The 18618-nt window shown below is 59.3% G+C and carries 18 protein-coding genes; 11 read left to right on the plus strand and 7 right to left on the minus strand.

The features are described 5' to 3' along the window. Window positions 1-71: 71 nt before the first annotated feature. Window positions 72-341 (minus strand): hypothetical protein, encoded by a 270-nt coding sequence (locus ACZ5C3_RS13990; protein WP_464038225.1) that lies wholly within the window; start codon window positions 339-341, stop codon window positions 72-74. 185 nt (window positions 342-526) lie between these two features. On the opposite strand from ACZ5C3_RS13990, the gene parC reads away from it, so the two are divergent. The 3 genes from parC (at window position 527) to ACZ5C3_RS14005 (ending at window position 5334) form a co-directional block, all read left to right on the plus strand. Further along, window positions 527-2779, plus strand: a complete 2253-nt coding sequence (gene parC / locus ACZ5C3_RS13995) for a DNA topoisomerase IV subunit A (protein WP_464038226.1) — start codon at window positions 527-529, stop codon at window positions 2777-2779. Between the two features lie 168 nt (window positions 2780-2947). Continuing rightward, window positions 2948-3442, plus strand: coding sequence for a tRNA (N6-threonylcarbamoyladenosine(37)-N6)-methyltransferase TrmO (tsaA, locus tag ACZ5C3_RS14000; protein WP_464038227.1), 495 nt, complete (start codon window positions 2948-2950; stop codon window positions 3440-3442). Between the two features lie 290 nt (window positions 3443-3732). Further along, window positions 3733-5334, plus strand: coding sequence for a hypothetical protein (locus ACZ5C3_RS14005; protein WP_464038228.1), 1602 nt, complete (start codon window positions 3733-3735; stop codon window positions 5332-5334). A gap of 51 nt (window positions 5335-5385) precedes the next feature. Here ACZ5C3_RS14005 and ACZ5C3_RS14010 read toward each other — a convergent pair whose 3' ends face one another. Then, complete coding sequence (locus ACZ5C3_RS14010; RefSeq protein WP_464038229.1) at window positions 5386-5928, minus strand: TetR/AcrR family transcriptional regulator; 543 nt, start codon at window positions 5926-5928, stop codon at window positions 5386-5388. Window positions 5929-6075: 147 nt separating this feature from the next. Here ACZ5C3_RS14010 and ACZ5C3_RS14015 point away from each other — a divergent pair, with 147 nt between their 5' ends. After that, window positions 6076-6453, plus strand: coding sequence for a darcynin family protein (locus ACZ5C3_RS14015; RefSeq protein WP_464038230.1), 378 nt, complete (start codon window positions 6076-6078; stop codon window positions 6451-6453). A 152-nt stretch (window positions 6454-6605) separates the two neighbouring features. Beyond that, window positions 6606-7985, plus strand: coding sequence for an Nramp family divalent metal transporter (locus ACZ5C3_RS14020; RefSeq protein ID WP_464038231.1), 1380 nt, complete (start codon window positions 6606-6608; stop codon window positions 7983-7985). 73 nt (window positions 7986-8058) lie between these two features. On the opposite strand, the gene ACZ5C3_RS14025 is transcribed toward ACZ5C3_RS14020, so the two are convergent. Then, window positions 8059-10116: a methyl-accepting chemotaxis protein gene (locus tag ACZ5C3_RS14025; protein ID WP_464044768.1), complete on the minus strand. Its 2058-nt coding sequence runs from the start codon at window positions 10114-10116 to the stop codon at window positions 8059-8061. 219 nt (window positions 10117-10335) lie between these two features. Next, window positions 10336-10731 carry a winged helix-turn-helix transcriptional regulator gene (locus tag ACZ5C3_RS14030; protein WP_464044111.1) on the minus strand — a complete coding sequence of 132 codons (396 nt, stop codon included), beginning with the start codon at window positions 10729-10731 and terminating at the stop codon, window positions 10336-10338. Between the two features lie 101 nt (window positions 10732-10832). Between ACZ5C3_RS14030 and ACZ5C3_RS14035 the strand changes: the two genes are divergently transcribed. Beyond that, window positions 10833-11444 carry an FMN-dependent NADH-azoreductase gene (locus ACZ5C3_RS14035; RefSeq protein WP_464030592.1) on the plus strand — a complete coding sequence of 204 codons (612 nt, stop codon included), beginning with the start codon at window positions 10833-10835 and terminating at the stop codon, window positions 11442-11444. Window positions 11445-11512: 68 nt separating this feature from the next. Here the strand turns inward: ACZ5C3_RS14035 and ACZ5C3_RS14040 are convergent, their stop codons facing one another. The 3 genes from ACZ5C3_RS14040 to hemB form a co-directional block, all read right to left on the minus strand. Further along, a complete protein-coding gene (locus ACZ5C3_RS14040) occupies window positions 11513-12289 on the minus strand; it encodes an arginyltransferase (RefSeq protein ID WP_464030594.1) in 777 nt (258 codons plus the stop codon). Window positions 12290-12549: 260 nt separating this feature from the next. Then, the gene (locus ACZ5C3_RS14045; RefSeq protein ID WP_464030596.1) at window positions 12550-13095 is read right to left on the minus strand and encodes an RDD family protein; all 546 of its coding nucleotides are present in this window, start codon (window positions 13093-13095) and stop codon (window positions 12550-12552) included. Between the two features lie 129 nt (window positions 13096-13224). Continuing rightward, a complete protein-coding gene (gene hemB, locus ACZ5C3_RS14050) occupies window positions 13225-14295 on the minus strand; it encodes a porphobilinogen synthase (protein ID WP_464030598.1) in 1071 nt (356 codons plus the stop codon). A gap of 236 nt (window positions 14296-14531) precedes the next feature. Here hemB and ACZ5C3_RS14055 point away from each other — a divergent pair, with 236 nt between their 5' ends. From ACZ5C3_RS14055 to nrdR, 5 genes are all read left to right on the plus strand, one after another. Further along, window positions 14532-14948, plus strand: a complete 417-nt coding sequence (locus ACZ5C3_RS14055; RefSeq protein ID WP_464038340.1) for a DUF6163 family protein — start codon at window positions 14532-14534, stop codon at window positions 14946-14948. 299 nt (window positions 14949-15247) lie between these two features. Further along, window positions 15248-15760 (plus strand): transcriptional regulator LdtR, encoded by a 513-nt coding sequence (gene ldtR, locus ACZ5C3_RS14060; protein ID WP_464030600.1) that lies wholly within the window; start codon window positions 15248-15250, stop codon window positions 15758-15760. A gap of 582 nt (window positions 15761-16342) precedes the next feature. Continuing rightward, a complete protein-coding gene (locus ACZ5C3_RS14065) occupies window positions 16343-16498 on the plus strand; it encodes a hypothetical protein (protein WP_464030602.1) in 156 nt (51 codons plus the stop codon). Between the two features lie 278 nt (window positions 16499-16776). Beyond that, window positions 16777-18078 carry a serine hydroxymethyltransferase gene (gene glyA, locus ACZ5C3_RS14070; RefSeq protein WP_464030604.1) on the plus strand — a complete coding sequence of 434 codons (1302 nt, stop codon included), beginning with the start codon at window positions 16777-16779 and terminating at the stop codon, window positions 18076-18078. Between the two features lie 27 nt (window positions 18079-18105). Continuing rightward, on the plus strand, window positions 18106-18606 hold the full coding sequence (gene nrdR, locus ACZ5C3_RS14075) for a transcriptional regulator NrdR (protein ID WP_464030606.1): 501 nt from the start codon (window positions 18106-18108) through the stop codon (window positions 18604-18606). Window positions 18607-18618: the final 12 nt, after the last annotated feature.

The raw sequence follows: 18618 nt of genomic DNA on the forward strand, positions 1-18618 counted from the left end.
GGTGGACAGATAAAAGCAAGCGGGCCGGAATCATCCGGCCCGCTTTGGCATGCGGATAACTCTGCGTGCGATCAGTAGTAACGCGGCCGGTAGTAACGGCGGCCATAGTAGCCACCATAGTAAGGGCGCGGGCCGTAATAGCGCGGACCGGTGCGATAGCAGGTGCGGACCCAGGCATAGCCGTTCCAGACCGGGTTGCAGACCAGCGCGACGGTTTCCGCCTGGCCGGTGGCTGCTCCGGACAGACCGCCCAGGGGCATAGCTTCAGCCCGGGTGCCGGCCAGCGAACCGGCGCCGGCCAAAGTGACCGCGGCAACCGCAGCCAAAATCAAACGACGCATTTCTTCCTCCTCAAAGGCGCAACGAGGTGTCGGCACATTCCGGCACGTCGCACTGTTCGCGGCGCTGTCGGGCATGGCCCAGGCCACCGCGCTACAGGCCAAATTATGGCGGAACAATTACGAACAGGCGATGTCCAAATAATTCACTGGTTGTTCATTTTGCTCGGGAGAGTTAACCCCTAGCCATGGGAAAAAGACTGATTCCGCCAGAACCGATGGACATTCAGGAGGTCGCCCTCCGTGAGGCGCTCGAAGAGCGCTATCTCGCCTATGCGCTGTCCACCATCATGCACCGCGCGTTGCCGGATGCCCGCGACGGCCTGAAGCCCGTTCATCGCCGCATTCTTTACGGCATGCGGCTGCTGCGGCTCGACCCCGGCACACCGTTCAAGAAGTCCGCCAAGATCGTCGGCGACGTGATGGGTAGCTTCCATCCGCACGGCGACCAATCGATCTATGACGCGCTCGTCCGCCTCGCGCAGGATTTTGCCTCGCGTTATCCGCTGGTCGACGGGCAGGGCAACTTCGGCAATATCGACGGCGACAACCCTGCCGCGTATCGCTACACCGAAGCGCGCATGACGGAAGTCGCGCGGCTGCTGCTGGAAGGCATCGATGAAGATGCCGTCGAATTCCGCGCCAACTACGATGGTCAATCGAAAGAGCCGGTAGTTCTGCCCGGCGCATTCCCCAATCTTTTGGCGAACGGGTCGCAGGGCATTGCGGTCGGCATGGCAACCGCCATCCCGCCGCACAATGCGGCTGAGCTCTGCGACGCCGCCTTGCATCTGATCGACAAGCCCGCGACCAAGACGCGCGGCTTGTTGCGCTATGTGAAGGGTCCGGATTTCCCGACTGGCGGCATCGTGGTGGATTCCCACGAGCTCATCGAAGAGGCCTACACCACCGGGCGCGGTGCGTTCCGTGTGCGCGCGAAGTGGCACAAGGAAGAGGGCGCGCGAGGCGCCTGGGATATTGTTGTCACGGAAATTCCGTGGCTGGTGCAGAAGTCGCGCCTGATCGAGCGCATCGCTGAACTCCTCAACGAGAAGAAGCTGCTGCTGGTCGGCGACATCCGCGATGAGTCGGCTGAAGACGTCCGCATCGTCATCGAGCCGAAGACGCGCAACGTCGATCCCGAAGTGCTGATGGAGACGCTGTTCAAGCAGACCGAGCTTGAAAGCCGTATCTCGCTCAACCTCAACGTCCTGGTGAAGGGCCGTATCCCGAAGGTCTTGGGCTTGGCCGAGTGTCTGCGCGAGTGGCTCGATCACCTGCGCGACGTTCTGTTGCGCCGCTCGAACTACCGCAAGGGCCAGATCGAGCATCGGCTCGAAGTGCTCGGCGGCTATCTCGTCGCCTTTCTGAATATTGACAAGGTCATCAAGATCATCCGCACTGAGGATGAGCCGAAACCGGTCTTGATGAAGACTTTCAAGCTGACCGAGATCCAGGCGGAGGCTATTCTCAACATGCGGCTGCGCAGCTTGCGCAAGCTGGAAGAGATGGAAATCCGCGGCGAAGACAAGGAACTGCGTGCCGAACTGAAAGGCATCAATGCAGTGATCGCTTCCGAGGACGAGCAGTGGAAGAAGGTTGGCGAGGGCGTCAAAAAGGTCCGCGACTTGTTCGGGCCGAAGACGCCGCTCGGAAAGCGCCGGACGCAGTTTGCGGACGCGCCTGAGCACGATCTTGCTGCCATCGAGGAAGCGCTGGTCGAGCGCGAGCCGATCACCGTTGTCATGTCGGAAAAGGGCTGGGTGCGTACGCTGAAAGGTCACGTCGAAGATCTTTCGAATTTGGCATTCAAGACCGACGACAGTCTCGGTTATGCGTTCTTCGCAGAGACCACATCGAAGCTGACGTTGTTCGCAAGCAACGGTCGCTTCTATACGCTCGACGCCCAGAAGCTGCCGGGCGGGCGTGGTCATGGCGATCCGGTGCGCATGATGATCGACATGGAAGGCGATGCCGATATCGTCTCGCTGTTCGTCAGCAAGGGCGGCCGCAAGTTCATGGTCGCGAGCCAGGATGGACAGGGCTTCGTCGTCAATGAGGATGACTGTGCCGCCAACACCCGCAAGGGCAAGCAGATTCTCAATGTGACGGCGCCGAACAAGGCCGCAGCGATCACCGTGGTCAACGGCGATACGGTTGCCGTGATCGGCGAGAACCACAAGATGGTGATCTTCCCGCTGGATCAGGTTCCGGAGATGGCCCGCGGACGTGGCGTGCGTTTGCAGCGCTACAAGGACAAGGGACTGTCCGACGTCATGACCTTCATCAACAAGGACGGCATGACGTGGAAGGACACTGCGGGTCGCGAGCAGAGCCTGACGTCGAAAGAGCTGAACGACTGGCGCGGCAATCGTGGCGATGCGGGCCGCCTCGCCAATGGTTTCCCGAAGTCGAACAAGTTCGGCAAGGTGATCGAATAGTTCTGAGCGGGTTGAACTCTGTTTGTGTTTTGATGGACCCGCCAAAAGCGGGTCCATTCGTTTTTGTACCGTCGCCCAAGCTTCAAAGTTGGAGTGAAAACTGTCGAAACGTGATCTTCTGTTCCGCTATGATCGTCACGCAAGTGCAGTGTCCGGGGAACGGTGAGAATGGTCCGCTATAATGAAATTCGTGAAGGTGAAGTTGCCGTCGATCCGCCGACGCCGTCCGACGCCGGTCTCGTGTTCATTGGCCGCATTCGCACCCCATGGACCGACCGCATGATGACGCCGCGGCAGGGCAGGCACGACGGTCCGATCTGCCGGATCGAAATCTTCGATCCATGGGTGCCTGCACTGAAGGGACTTGATCAGTACAGTCAGGTCGAGGTGTTGTACTGGCTGCATCAGTCGCGCCGTGATCTCGTGCTGCAAAGTCCGGCAAGCGACGGCACGACACGCGGAACGTTCTCGCTGCGCTCGCCTGTTCGCCCCAATCCCATCGGGACATCGGTTGCCAAATTTGTCGGAATGGAAGGAGCGACTGTGCTCGTGCGCGGTCTCGACTGTCTCGACGGTACGCCGCTGATTGATCTCAAGCCCGATCGATGTCAGTTCACGCCGATCGCGCCGCCGCAGCCGGGCGATTTTGAAGCAGAAGCCTGAACCGCTTTCGCTGACAAGCTAACAACATCGCCGTGAAATCTTTGAGCGCAATAAATTCGCTCGGATTATATTCGTCGCCACATTCTTGGCGTGAATTAAATCGTGAACGTTGATTCTCGAACTGGGTATTGACGGGTGTTCCGCTGTCAATTTAATCAGGCTCGGCATTTAATTTACTATTTTGAAGTTGGTCGCCTTATTTAATTTTTGAAAATAACAGGCGCGCGAATGAATTGGATTCCTGTTGGTTCAGGAGTTGCTCACGCGGCAATTTGCCAAAGGAGAAAAACATGGCCAATTCCACAAGGAGCCAGAGCGTTCAACAATTGGTCGGGGTTGATGATTTTTTCAGCACTCAAGATTTTGGCTGGCTTTCTCTCATCAATCCCATCAACGATTTGATCATCGGCACCCGTCGAGCGGATGTTCTCAGTGCTAGGGCCGATGGTGACATCGTCATCGGGCTTGGCGGGAATGATCAGTTGGGCAGCGCGTTCAATCGCACAGCGCTGATTGGTGGCACTGGTAACGACACATTGGCGACGAATGTTCTCGTTCCAACGGAAGGCACTGATCCGGTTCACGGGCTTGCGGTCCAGCTTGGCGGATCCGGCCACGATAGTCTCGATGCGACCGTCACTCTGCAGGGTATATTAGGAATACCTCTAGATAGGCCGCTTATTGCTGAGGTTTTGCAGGATGGCGGAATTGGTAACGACACGATCAATGCCACGGCCAACCTTGCAGGGCCGATCGCACTTGGCGACGTTACTGCCAGAACTCATTTTCTCGGAGGGGCAGGGAACGACACCATAAATGCCGTCGCCGATACACACGGCGCTGTCGGCGATAACACCGCCATCAACGTGGTGGATGGTGGCGCGGGCAACGATCACATCACCGCGCGCGCCGACACAGAGTTGTCTGGCTCCCTGGCGACTGCCAAAAATATCCTTGATGGCGGTGGCGGTGACGACATCCTGGATGCGTCTGCCTTTGGCCGGTCGAATTCGACGCAATTGGTGTTGAACGAACTTCACGGCGGACGTGGAGACGACACGCTGACTGCCTTCAACTTCACGGATTCCAATTCACGCGCACCTGTCGGGGTGAACAATTTATTTGGTGATGATGGCAACGATGTCCTGGTCGCGACCCAATCCACCGATGGCGAAAACTCGATCACGAACGTCACGAATTATCTCAATGGTGGGACAGGGAACGACAGTCTGACAGCCAACTCAACCGCACTGGGGGGAGCTGTCACGGCCCTCAATCAGCTTGAGGGGGGAGATGGGCGGGATAGCCTCACGGCGAATCTCGATGCCAATGCCCGCGGATTTTTGAGCAACGATTTGTACCATGTCTCGAACGTGCTGAATGGCGGTGCTGGAAACGACAGCCTCACAGCTTTCCTGTCCACCGGTCCTGCCGCGAATATCACCGACAATTCGACGGCGGAAAATCATCTGGATGGTGGCAGTGGTGACGACACGCTCACTGCAACGGTCGCGCCTGGTTCGCTTGGTACGAGTTTCCTCAATGGCGGGACAGGCAATGACAAGCTCACGGTCATCGGTGGATCAGACAATGTGCTCCATGGTGGTGATGGCAGGGACGTCCTGACCGGTGGCATTGGCAATGATCACATGTTTGGCGACAGCGGTGCAGACCGGTTCGTGTTTGCCGCCGATAGTGGCCATGACACTGCCGACTTCTCGAAGGGCGACAAGATTGACGTAACCGCGTTGGCATCAGAGGGCATCCACAATATCGGCGATCTGGATATTGAAATCACTGGTGGCAACACGGTTGTGCATTTCGACGCCAACAACGATCTGACGATCGCCGGGGTGAAGAACCTGACAGCGGGTGACTTCTGGTTCGCATAAGGCGGTTCAGCCTCGTGTGGTGAGGAGGAGGCTAGCCTAGCTTGCGACTTTTTACGGGCTGGGAGATTGAAGATAGCCGAAGACGGCGCGTGCGACGCGGGATTCCAATGCCTGTGAATCCCGCTCGCTGCGTTCACCCGCGGCGTCGATCATGCCTTTGACGATCGCGACGACGTCCTGAGCGGTCGTCGCGATGTCGGGTGGAGTGGGTGCGTCATGATTGATCAGCATCGCTCCCAGCGATGCGGCTATGGCGTCACGAACATGGTGGACTTCCCTGGTGAGCGGGAGGCGCGCTTCCTCAAAATCAAGCAGACGTGCGAGGGCCGGGCGGCGCAGCTGATGTGCCACGGCTGCGCGGATGATCTGCAAAACTCCCTGCCTTAGATCCGATTTATCCAGCGTTTCGATCTCCGCGAGAAGCGTTGATGTCTCTCGCTGGATCAGTGCCTTTGTGATCGCATCCTTGTTCGGGAAATACTGATACAGCGATCCGATGCTGACGCCTGCGCGCTCGGCCACGGCATTCGTGGTGTAACCCTCAAACCCTTTCGTCTCCAAAATGCGAGCCGCCGCTTCGAGAATGGCTTTCACCGTCTCAGTTGAACGGGCTTGGGCGGGTAATTTCCGGGGCTTGAGGCGTGCTCTTTTCAAGTTTCCGACCGTTTGACAATGCGAGTAGAGATTGTGAGCTTTTGCTCATATTCTTCGTGTGCAGCTTCAAACACAAGGAGTTTTTTGATGGCAGCACAAATCGAAAATCAGTTGGATGAACGGCTGAAGCCGGAGATCACGGTCTTCATGCTGGTGAAGACGACGACGGAATGGCTCGGGTTCACGGTCGACCGGCGCTTCAAGCATATGGAGGAGACCGTTCAGCCGATCCTGCAAAAATACAAAGGCAAGGTTCGGCTGCGCTTCTACGACACGGAGTTCTACTCAAGCAGGGTCACGGACATGTGGGTGTGGGAGGCGTCCTCCCATGCCGACTATCAGTTGCTCGTCGAAGAGCTGCGGGAAACACCCTTCTGGGATCGTTTCTTCGACATCGTCGAGATCCTGCCTGGCGTTGAGAACGCCTACGCGCAGAACTACGGCAGGCAGGCGCTCGCAAGTTGAAGTCATGATGGCGTCTCGTTGCTCCCGCCCGTCAGGAGCAACGTGCGGCCAGATGGGGTCCTGAATGGTCGGCCCCGGGAGGCTCTCTCCGCCACTTTTTTGCTTTTGCAAGTCACTTGCAACTAGGTAGTGATCTGTGCATATTGCGGTGCATGGATGCAAAGACCTCTTTCACGCCTGCGCCCGCGACAAGTGGCGCCAGCGAAACTCCTGTGGCCGGTGGCTGGCGCAACGCGCGAGGTGAACCTTCGCTGAGCGGCATGTTCGCCTCGGTCCGGATCGCGAAATCCGGATCATTCTGGCGCAAGCTCGCTGCTTTCCTCGGACCGGGATATCTGGTCGCCACGGGCTATATGGACCCGGGCAACTGGGCGACATCGCTCGCTGGTGGCTCGAAGTTCGGCTACGCGCTGTTGACCGTCGCGTTGATGTCCAACATCATGGCCATCATCCTGCAGGCGCTGTGCGCGCGGCTGGGTGTTGGGGCGGGGCGCGATCTCGCTCAGGCGTGTCGCGATGCGTTTCCCAAGGCGTTGGCATGGCCGCTCTGGCTGCTCGCTGAGATCGCGATTGCCGCTACCGATCTCGCGGAGATCATAGGTACGGCGATTGGTCTCAATCTTCTGTTCGGCATTCCACTCGAGATCGGTGTCCTGATCACAGCGCTCGATGTCTTTCTCATCCTCGCGCTGCAAGCTGCCGGTTTCCGTTGGGTCGAGTCATTTATCGTCGGCATGCTCGGCATTATCGCGGCGTGCTTTGCGATTCAGATCGCAATGGCCGATCCGAACTGGGGTGAAGTGATCCGCGGCTTCGCGCCGACAACGGAAATTATCCGCAATCGGGAGATGCTGTACCTTGCGCTTGGCATTCTCGGCGCGACGGTGATGCCGCACAATCTCTATCTGCACTCCGGCCTCGTGCAGACACGCAATTACGGACACAGCGTTCCCGAGAAGAAAGAGGCCATCAAACTTGCGACCATCGATTCCACCGTCGCGTTGTGCCTGGCGCTGCTGATCAATGCTTCGATCCTGATCCTTGCGGCTGCGACGTTTCACAAGGCGGGCAAGACCGACGTGGCCGAGCTCGAGCAGGTGCACTCCTTCTTGTCGCCGCTGCTCGGATCGACGCTGGCGCCGAACCTGTTTGCGATTGCGCTGTTGTGCTGCGGCCTGAGCTCGACAGTGACCGCGACGTTGTCGGGTCAAATCGTGATGGAAGGCTTCATCAACATCAAGGTGGCGCCATGGTTGCGGCGATTGATCACGCGCATGGTGGCGATCATTCCGGCCGCATTGGTCACGGTCTGGTATGGCGAGAAGGGGACAGCTCAACTCCTGATCTTCAGTCAGGTGGTGCTGAGCCTACAACTGCCTTTTGCGATCATCCCGCTGGTGATGTTCACTGCGAGCAAGGCCAAGATGGGGGAGTTCGTTGCACCGCGCTGGCTCACCGTCTTCGCTGCACTGATCGCAGCCCTTGTCGTGACGTTGAATGTGAAGCTGCTGATCGACTTCGTCAGCGGATAACGCCACAGGCGCCTTAAAAAAATGGAGCGGGCGCCAGGCACCCGCTCCGAAAGATTGTCACCTAAGAGAGTTGTCACGCAACCCGCAGCGAGCCGAGGAAGACGCCGACCTGTTCCTGCATGGCATTGCCGCGCTGGCTCAGAGCATTGGTCGCTTCGTTGACCGCATCGGCCGTGGCGCGGGTGCGGCCCGCGCCCTGACGAACGGACTCGGCATGGCGAGCCGCGTCCTCAACGCCCGCAGCCGCGCGCTTCACTGCATCGGCAATGCTTTGCGTCGCCTGGCTCTGTTCGCTTGCGGCGTTGGAGACCGCTGCCGTCACGCCCTCAAGCTTAGCGATCGTCTCGGTAATGTTGTGGATTGCTGAAACCGCCGTGTCGGTAGCGCCCTGCATGGCGCTGATCTGACGGACGATCTCTTCAGTCGCGGTGGCCGTCTGGCTGGCCAGCGCTTTGACTTCGCCGGCAACCACCGAGAAGCCCTTGCCCATCTCGCCGGCACGGGCGGCTTCGATGGTGGCGTTGAGGGCGAGCAGGTTGGTCTGGCTGGCGATGTTGCGGATCAGCTGCACCACATCGCCGATGCGCTGGGCCATGTTGGAGAGCTCCTGCACCGATGCATCGGTGTCGCGTGCGGCTGTAGAAGCGCTCTCTGCAATTTGAGCTGCGTCGGCAACGCGTCCGTCGACGTCGGCAATGCTGCCCGCCAGTTGCGTGATCGCGGCCGCAACAAGGCGAACGTTTTCCAAAGCAATCGACGTCGCAGCCGCAACGGCGTCCGCTTGCGAATTGCCGTCTTCGGCGGCGCCGGTGAGGGTGGCGCCTGCGCTCTCAAGCTGTGCGGTGGCATGCGCAACTGCGTTGAGCGCTGCGTTGATCTGCGTCTCGAAATCCCGAGCCGAGCTTTCCAGTGCGGCTCCGCGCGATGCACGGGTCTGTTGTTCCGCCAATGCACTCTGACTGGTTGTGTCAGCCTGGATGGCGTTGCGGCGCAGGGTTTCAATCGCCTGTGCCATCTGGCCCAGTTCATCGGTGCGGTCTTGCAGCGGCACCTGGATGTCGCGGTTGCCGTTAGCCAGAGCGAGGATTGTTTCCGTGATCTTGCCGGTTGGCGTGACGACGCGGCGATTAAACCACCATGTGCCCACGGCTGCAGCACAGATCGTGAGTGCGACAAGGCCGAGGGCGAGAGCGAACTTGATCCACAGCACGTTGATCATGGCCTCGCTCTGGCGCGTGGCTTCCGCAAGCGCCGCTTCACGAAGCGGCAGAACGTTGTCCAGAATCGGAATGATGTAGGGGAGGAATTTATTGGGCTCCAGAGCAAGCGGCTTACCGTGGTTCGGCAGCACATAGGTGGCGTAAGCTTCGCCGCCCTTACCCCAGAACGCGCGATCCACTTCGGCGAATGTGGCCGAGACGGAAGGGCTATGGATGTCTTCAACGGCTGAGCGGATGGTGGACCAGATCTGATCGATGCGGCCCTTGAAGCCCGAGAGCACTTCCGCCTGTTCGCCGTCCATCGGCAACTTCATGGTCATGTAGCGAATCATGGTGCTCGATTGCCGTCCGGCCCAATCACGCATGTCCCAGGAAAGCTGGGCCAGACGTGCGGCCTGTCCGACGTCCGGATTGCCGGCATTGATGCGCCGCTGAACTGTGGCCCCAAAGGCGCGGGCGGTTTCCTGAATGGCGAACATCTGCGGGAGGTAATTGTCGACGACGTTCTTCGGACGCTCTGTCAGAGGCACTTCAGCGGCGGCGAGGACTGCCTTGCGGACTTTGGTGAGGCTGTCTTCCAGTTCACGAAGAGCAACGACGTCGCTTTCCAGAGCAGCCTGACTGCGGGCATCTGCAAGAATGGCATCAAACGCCTTCATCTTGGCCTGTACCGGTGCCTTCTGTTCAGCTGTGATCGGTGTCGGCTGAACGAGAGGCGGATTCGAGAACGCGCGTTCAAGGTTCAATGCCTCGGGCAGGCGAAGCGCACTCGCGAGCAATCGCACGTCGTGATCGACATTCCGCGCGGTCGATAGTGCAGACCATTGCTGGGTGGTGAACAGAACCGTGGCGAAGAGACCCACCGCCGAACCAAGAGCGATGGACAACAGAAAAACTTGCCGGATGCGCATTGCAGTCTTTGCCTTCGAGAGAGCGCTTAGGGCGCTGAAATCATGATCGAAACGGACTGCAAAAAGGTTATCGGGTGATCACCAAGAATATCTTAAGAGACGCGGCAAAGTTGCAGCGCTTTTTTGTCACAAGTCTGACATCACGTGCGCTAGAGAACGCGTGCGTATTCAAAAATTGGATTGATAGTTCAAGCGCCAATGGCCGCGATCGAAATACGATCACGTGTCCTTCGAATCGAACTTGTCCCGCGCGCTGTTAATCTCGGGCATGTTTTCAAATGCCCAATGACCGAGATTTTGCACGGGTTCACGGAGCGATCGTCCGAGCTCGGTCAGCTCATAGTCGACACGCGGCGGAATCGTCGGAAACACCGTGCGCGTGACGAGGCCATCGCGCTCGAGACCGCGTAGCGTCAGCGTCAGCATTCTCTGCGAGATTCCGCCGACCATGCGCTTGAGCTCGTTGAAGCGGCGAGGCTGGTCGCCGAGCATCATGATGATCAGCACGCTCCACTTGTCGCCGATCCGGGCGAGGATCGAGCCCACCTCCCGGCAGTCGCTCGGCAGGTGCTGCTGCTCCGGCGGCTCGGTTACATCGGTGTTCGCGGGTGCCATGGGTGTGCTCGGGTTTAAAAAATGTGCCTTCTTGCGCGGTTTATCAAAGGTCACTTATAGCGTCTAGGTATAAGTTTGATACCAACGCTAAAGGCGATCCTATGAAACTCCTCCACATCGACGCCAGCATCCTCGGCGGTAATTCGGTCTCCCGGCAGGTTTCCGCCGCGGTGGTCGATCGCCTCAAGACGACTGTTTCCAATCTCGAGGTGATCTATCGCGACATCACGTCGGCGCCGCTCTCCCATCTGAGCGGGGCGCATCTCGCTGCCGCCCAGGGCGCGACGCCGGAGTCGGTCGACGTTCAGGCGGATATCGCCGCGAGTTCTGCTGCGCTAGACGAATTCCTTGCCGCCGATATCGTGGTGATCGGCGCCCCCATGTACAACTTCACCATCCCGAGCCAACTCAAGGCCTGGATCGATCGCATCCTCGTGGCCGGCAAGACTTTCAGATATTCCGAAAAGGGCCTCGAGGGCCTTGCCGCTGGCAAGCGTGTCATCGTTGCGATCTCGCGCGGTGGCTTCTACGGCGCAGATATGCCCACCGCAGCCGGCGAGCATCTCGAAACCTATCTGCGCTGGGTGTTTGGCTTTATCGGTATTCCAAATCCGGAAATCATTGCGGCGGACGGACTGCAGATGGGCCCTGAGCATCGCGAGAAGGCGCTGGCTGGCGCGATGCAGTTGGCGACTGGGCTGCAGGCGGCCTGAGCCGACAAGCAAACGGGACATCGCGCTTTGTGCGCGATGCCCCGTTGGGCGCAATGTTGTGAATGGGCTTAGTCCTGAGGTTCGGTCGCCGCGCTGCTGGCGGCGTCGACACGGATCCAGCCACTCGGCGCCAGCCGCTGTTGCGGCAGGAAGCGAGCTTTGTAGTCCATCTTCTTCGAGCCATCGATCCAATAGCCAAGGTAGACGTAAGGAAGGCCCAGCCTGCGCGCGCGGGCGATGTGGTCGAGGATCATGAACGTCCCCAGCGAACGGCTTTCCTCGCCGGGCTCAAAGAACGAATAGACCATCGACAGGCCGTCGCTGAGGATGTCGGTCAGCGCCACGGCGATCAGGTCGCCGCCTTTGCCGGTGATGCCGCTGTCGATCGTGCGCCGCCGGTATTCGATAATGCGGGTTTCGACATGGCTGTCTTCGACCATCATGGCGTAGTCGAGCACGGTCATGTCGGCCATGCCGCCGTCGCGGTGCCGCGCGTCCAGATAGGCACGGAAGATCGAATACTGCTCAGAGGTCGGCACGCCACTGCGTTGTTCGCTGATGATGTCGGCGTTGCGGGCCTGGACCTTGCGGAAATTGCGTGAGGGGCGGAATTCGTTTGCGATCACCCGCACCGAGACGCAGGCGCGGCATTGGTCACAGGCGGGCCGATAAGCGATCGACTGGCTGCGGCGGAAGCCGCCATGGGTGAGGAGGTCGTTGAGGTCGCCGGCCTTGTCGCCCACAAGATGCGTGAACACTTTCCGCTCCTGCTTGCCCTCCAGGTAGGGGCAAGGCGAGGGAGCCGTCAGGTAGAACTGCGGCGTGTTGCGCGAGTGCTGGGTCACGAGGTGCCGTTTGTCTCCAGACTATGCGATTCTGCTCCAGCATCGCGCTGAGCGGACAGGTGGTCAATGAATTTGGCCACTAGTGTGGCGGTTCAGAAGTCCGCACCATTTGTGCGGCGAGCCCGTAATGCGGGCCTTCTGAACCAAAGCCATACTAGATCAATAACTTACTAGTGTCCTTCGATTCCGACGTTCGCAAACCAACGTGCAGCGGAATGATGCGAACTTCGGAATCGTGACACTAGCCCGCTAATTTGGGGTTAAACGCGGTTCGTTTGTACCAGGGTCGGGGCCTGAACGTTGCTGTTGATGATCACGGCGCCAAGCACAATGTCGTGCAGCATCCGGCGACGGTCATTGAGCAGGCCGACCACCAGCACCAGCGGTGTCAGGACTGAAACCGACACCCAGTACAGAACGGCATGGACCACGCCGAGCAGAAAGTAGGGTCGCTCGCCGCTCCAGGTTCGCATCTGGATGTCCATGGTCCGCATACCGACGGTTGCGCCATGAGGACCGCCTAGCGACATGCCGTAATAGATCAGCGCCCAGATCACCGAGAACGGCGACACCAGCCAGAACAGGAACCAGCCCAGTCCAAGCGTCACGACGCCGAACAGCGTGATGAAGATGATGGCCAGGATAATTGGAATCGACAGCACCAGCAGGTCGATCAAAAACGCGAAGAACCGCTTGGTCAGTACGCCGCGGAACAGTTCGGGCTGTGTCCACGGGTCATAGGCGCTTGAGCCGGCCGACGGATTGTTACGCCAGGTCGCGCCACCAGTGTTTCTCGTGTCAGACATCGCTTAACCCCTCCGGAACCGGCCTCGTTGGCCGGTTCTCCCGCACATGGCCCCGGTCCTGCAACGCTGCAAGATGGGTTAGGCTCACATGGAGAAAAAGATATCTGGCGAGAACGTGGCAGCGGCGTCCTAGCGCTGCCCCCTTAGCTTCTCCGCTGCGGCAGGCGCGAAGTAGGTCAGAACCCCGTCGGCGCCGGCACGCTTGAAAGCGACGAGGCTCTCCATCATGGCGCGTTCGCCGTCGATCCAGCCATTGTTGGCCGCGCCTGCGATCATCGCGTACTCGCCCGACACTTGATAGGCGAAGGTCGGCATCGCGAAGGTGTCCTTCACGCGGCGAACGATATCGAGATAGGGCAAGCCGGGTTTCACCATCACCATGTCCGCGCCCTCCGCGATGTCGAGTTCGACTTCGCGCAAGGCTTCATCCGAATTCGCTGAGTCCATCTGATAGGTGCGCTTGTCTCCGGTCAGCGTTTTCGAGGAGCCAATGGCATCGCGGAACGGACCGTAGAATGCGGAGGCGTATTTCGCGGCATAGGCCATGATCTGCACATCCAGGAAGCCGGCATCGTCGAGTGCCTCGCGAATGGCAGCGACGCGGCCATCCATCATGTCCGACGGCGCGATGATGTCACAACCGGCTTCAGCCTGGACCAGTGCCTGCTGAACGAGAACAGCGACAGTCTCGTCGTTGAGGATCTTGCCATCCTGCAGCAGGCCGTCGTGACCATGGCTGGTGTATGGATCGAGCGCGACGTCGCACAGGACGCCGAGGTTGGGGAATTCTTTCTTGATCGCGCGCACGGCCTCGCAGACGAGGTTATCGGCGTTGAGCGCCTCCGATCCGTTGTCATCGCGCAGCGATGGGTCGGTGTAGGGGAACAAGGCGATGCAGGGGATATCGAGCTTCATGGCGCGCTCGGCGTCGCGCACGCATTGATCGACGGTGAGGCGATCCACACCCGGCATCGATGCGATGGGTGTCCGCGTGTTGTTGCCGCCGACCACGAACAGCGGCCAGATCAAATCGTCGGTAGTCAGAACGTTTTCGCGCACCAGACGCCGGGCCCATTCCGACTTCCGGTTGCGGCGCATGCGCGTGGCGAGATCGAGGGAGGGCGCAGCGGCGGCAGTCCGGGGATTGTGACGCGTGGGGTCGTCACGCATTTCGATCGGACGTCCGAACTTGATTGCCATCTTGAAACCACTCCCGTGCGCAAAACAGTCTGCCTGCAATTGTAGCACCTGCAAATCGCCCCGTCACCGCGCGGGATCACAGCCCTATGCATTGATTTTATCGGCCTGAAGGACCAAACAGTGCCCCCATGAGCAAGAATCCCCTGCGATCACTCTCGGCGAAGTTGGGCCGAGCCGCGGCGAACGACGATGTCGCTCGGCCCGAGCTTGACCATACTAATCGTGACAAAGTGAATATGGTCACGGCGATGCCGCCTCCGGATGCGGAGACCGGCGACAACACGTGGACAGGCCGGCTCGTTCTTTTCCTCAGAGTCATGGCGGTGCTGTCCATGATCAAGGGGCTTTATCATTGGGCGCAGATCACCGGCTTCATCGGCGGTGAAGATGGCTCGTTTGAATATCAAACAACGCAGTGGCAAACCGCGACGGTTTATTTCGCCGTGATCGAACTCGTTGCTGCTGTCGGGTTGTGGCTCGCGACGCCGTGGGGCGCGGTGGTGTGGTTGACGACCATCGTCTCCACTGCCGTTATCGAATTGATGTTTCCCACAATCTATGGCGGCAATCTTTTTGCCGTTCTCGTCGCAGCAATACTTCTTATTGCTTATCTCGCGCTCGCCTGGATGGCCGCGCGGGAGCGGCCGCCATAGTGGTCCGATAATAGGCCCCTTGCCACGATGCTTGACGGAATCTTTCAAATTTGAACGGTCGCTGTTCTGGAATGCGACAGCGGGGGCGACGAAGCGTGAACATTGCCCCGTTTTGGGTGAATCAAAGCTAACAAAACCCCTTATTTCATAGGGGTAATGTATGATTTACCGTTTTAAATAAACCCTCTCTTCATGTTGTTATTTAAGCTGATCTTCAAACGCATCCCTTAGTTTGCCCCTATCAGACGAGACAAAAGTTTCGTCGAATAAGTCGTAAAAAACGACATAGGGGAAGTGTCATGATTAAAGCCGCAACCACGGCGATCGAACCTGCGCGTGAGAATGCAGCTGCTCCAGTGCAGCCGCTCTATCTTGAAGCTCTGACTCTCGTTGAACGGCTGCATCGCCGTTTGCTCGACGTCATCAAGGATGAATTCGACCGTCGCGGTCGCGCGGACATCAACTCCGTGCAGGCGCTGCTGCTCTACAACATCGGCGACAAGGAATTGACCGCCGGTGAGCTGCGCACACGCGGCTACTATCTTGGCTCGAACGTCTCGTACAATCTGAAGAAGCTTGTCGAGATGGGCTTCCTCGATCATCAGCGTTCGCGCGTTGATCGTCGCTCGGTCCGCATTCGCTTGACCGCGCAGGGCCAGGAAATCCGCCACATCGTCGACGCGCTGTATCAGAAGCACGTCAAGACGGTGGAGCAGGTGGGCGGCATTTCGAACGCCGAGTTTGCAACGCTGAACAAGTCGCTGCATCGCCTCGAGCGCTTCTGGACCGACCAGATCCTCTATCGTCTTTGATTTCAATTTAATCGGGAAAATTGCGAGGCAGCCGGCGGAAGATCGGCGCCTCATGATCATCCCTTGGGTTTTTCGGCCAGTCCCTCCACTGGCAACGCCGAAGTGCGCGCAAGACGCACGCGGGACAGTTCTGCGCGAGAATCCCCCTCGTAGTACGAAATGCGACTTCGGCGCCCTCGGGCGCCTTTTCGCGTTGGGGAAAAGGAATCGACTCGTAAACGAGACCTGAATCCTGCGGCGTTCCAGCCAAAAATAAACCCCGGGACTCTTCGCCTGAGTCTTCCCATCATTCAGCATGAAGACGATTCTCAAAACCGCTGGCGATCGGATGCAGGTTGTATTGACCGTTGCATTGTTCATGGCGTGCTCGCTGAACGTGATGTTCCTCTGCGCGTGGCTTTAGGCTGCGCCCCATCGTTTTCCAGACATCGTTCGAGAGCCCGGGACGTCGCGCGAGGCCTGCTGCTTTGCCGTGGACGGAGGCGACCGGTTAGCGCCCGAGGCTCGATGGTTGACAAATAATTAATCGATTAAGGCGACGATCAACCGTCGGGAATCTCGTTGCCTCAGAAGAGGAAGCCCATGGACGCGCAAACAATTGCTGTCGACGCGGTCGTCGTTCTCACCGGCTGTAACCGCGATACGGTGGCGGCTCTGATCGAGAAGCTTTACCGGGACGGGGTGAGGGACCCTAAGCGCCTGACCTTCAAGGGCCTGCAGGCCGTCGCCCGGACTTGACCCTCGGGTTTTGGGCTATCTGTCGTCCGGCGGCCCCGGTTACCCCGATATATCCGCTCGGGGAGATGATTTTTCGCCTTTTGGCCGGTTTGGCGGACGTTTTGACCAAGGGGGGCCGATCTGGATTGCAGAGGCCGCTATTACGCCTAAATAGCGGCCGGAGGAGGCCGAACTTGGCCGTTCGCCCCAGATATGGTATCCCGCCATTGCCGCCCTTTAGTACCACCCAGAGCCGTCCGCACCCAATTTGAGGTTGCGGCGGTGGAGACATTTTATCCATGAGCTCATCTGCCAAAACTGCTTCCACGCCCGACTCGTTTTTCACGGCCTCCCTTGCCCAGGCCGACCCGGAGATCGCCGCCGCGATTAAGGGTGAACTCGGTCGTCAGCAGCATGAGATCGAGCTGATCGCCTCGGAAAACATCGTCAGCCGCGCCGTGCTCGAGGCACAGGGTTCGGTGATGACCAACAAGTACGCGGAAGGTTATCCGGGCGCGCGTTATTATGGTGGTTGCGAGTTCGTCGACGTCGCTGAGACGCTGGCGATCGAACGCGCCAAGAAGTTGTTCGGCGCGAACTTCGCGAACGTGCAGCCGAATTCCGGCAGCCAGATGAACCAGGCCGCATTCCTGGCGCTGCTGCAGCCGGGCGACACCTTCATGGGCCTCGACCTCGCAGCGGGTGGCCATCTCACGCACGGCGCGCCGGTCAACATGTCAGGCAAGTGGTTCAAGCCGGTGCACTACACCGTGCGCCGCGACGACCAGATCATCGATATGGACGCGGTGGCGAAGCAGGCCGAGGAGGTCAAGCCGAAGCTGATCATCGCCGGCGGCTCGGCTTACTCGCGCGCCTGGGACTTCAAGCGTTTCCGCGAGATCGCTGACAGCGTCGGCGCTTATCTGCTGGTGGACATGGCGCACTTCGCGGGCCTCGTGGCCGGCGGCGTGCATGCATCGCCGGTGCCTTATGCCCACGTCACCACCACCACCACGCACAAGTCATTGCGCGGTCCGCGTGGTGGTCTCATCCTCACCAACGATGAGGCGATCGCGAAGAAGATCAATTCGGCGATCTTCCCCGGCCTGCAGGGTGGCCCGTTGATGCACGTCATCGCTGCGAAGGCCGTTGCGTTCGCTGAAGCATTGCATCCGGACTTCAAGATCTACGCGAAGAACGTCGTCGAAAATGCCAAGGCGCTGGCGGAAACGCTGCGCTCCAACGGCTTTGAGATCGTCTCCGGCGGCACCGATAACCACCTGATGCTGGTCGATCTGCGGCCCAAGGGTCTCAAGGGCAACGTGTCCGAGAAGGCGTTGGTGCGTGCGGGCCTGACCTGCAACAAGAACGGCATTCCGTTCGACCCCGAGAAGCCGTTCGTCACATCCGGTCTTCGCCTCGGCACGCCTGCGACCACAACGCGCGGCTTCGGCGTCGCGGAGTTCAAGCAGGTCGGTGCGCTGATTTCGGAAGTGCTCAATGCCGTTGCGCAGTCGGGCGAGGGCAGTGCGCCGCTCGTCGAAGCATCGGTCAAGGAGCGTGTGAAGGAATTGACCAGCCGCTTCCCGATTTATCAGTAAGAGGAAAACAAGGAAGGCAAACCACGCATGCGCTGCCCAAGCTGCAACAGTCTCGATACGCAGGTGAAGGATTCACGGCCGACGGAAGATTCGTCCGTGATCCGCCGGCGGCGCGTGTGCATGGCCTGTAACTTCCGCTTCACCACCTTCGAGCGTGTGCAGCTTCGCGAACTGACGATCATCAAGCGCAACAGCCGCCGGGTGCCGTTCGATCGCGACAAGCTCGTGCGCTCGGTCCAGATCAGCCTGCGCAAGCGCCCGGTTGATCCGGAGCGGGTGGAGCAGATGGTTTCCGCCATCGTGCGCGAGCTCGAAAGCGGTGGTGAATCCGAGATATCCTCGGAGGTCATCGGCGAGACGGTGATGGAGCATCTGCGCCAGCTGGATGACGTCGCCTATGTGCGGTTCGCTTCGGTCTATCGCAATTTCCGCGAGGCCAAGGATTTCGAAGCCGTGCTCGGCGAGTTGAGCAGTGATGAAGAACCATCGCCGCCGGCGGCGCCGCGCCCGCTCGTCATGCGCAAATGACCTTTGCGCGCT

This window comes from Afipia dichlorophenoxyacetatis (assembly GCF_055386385.1).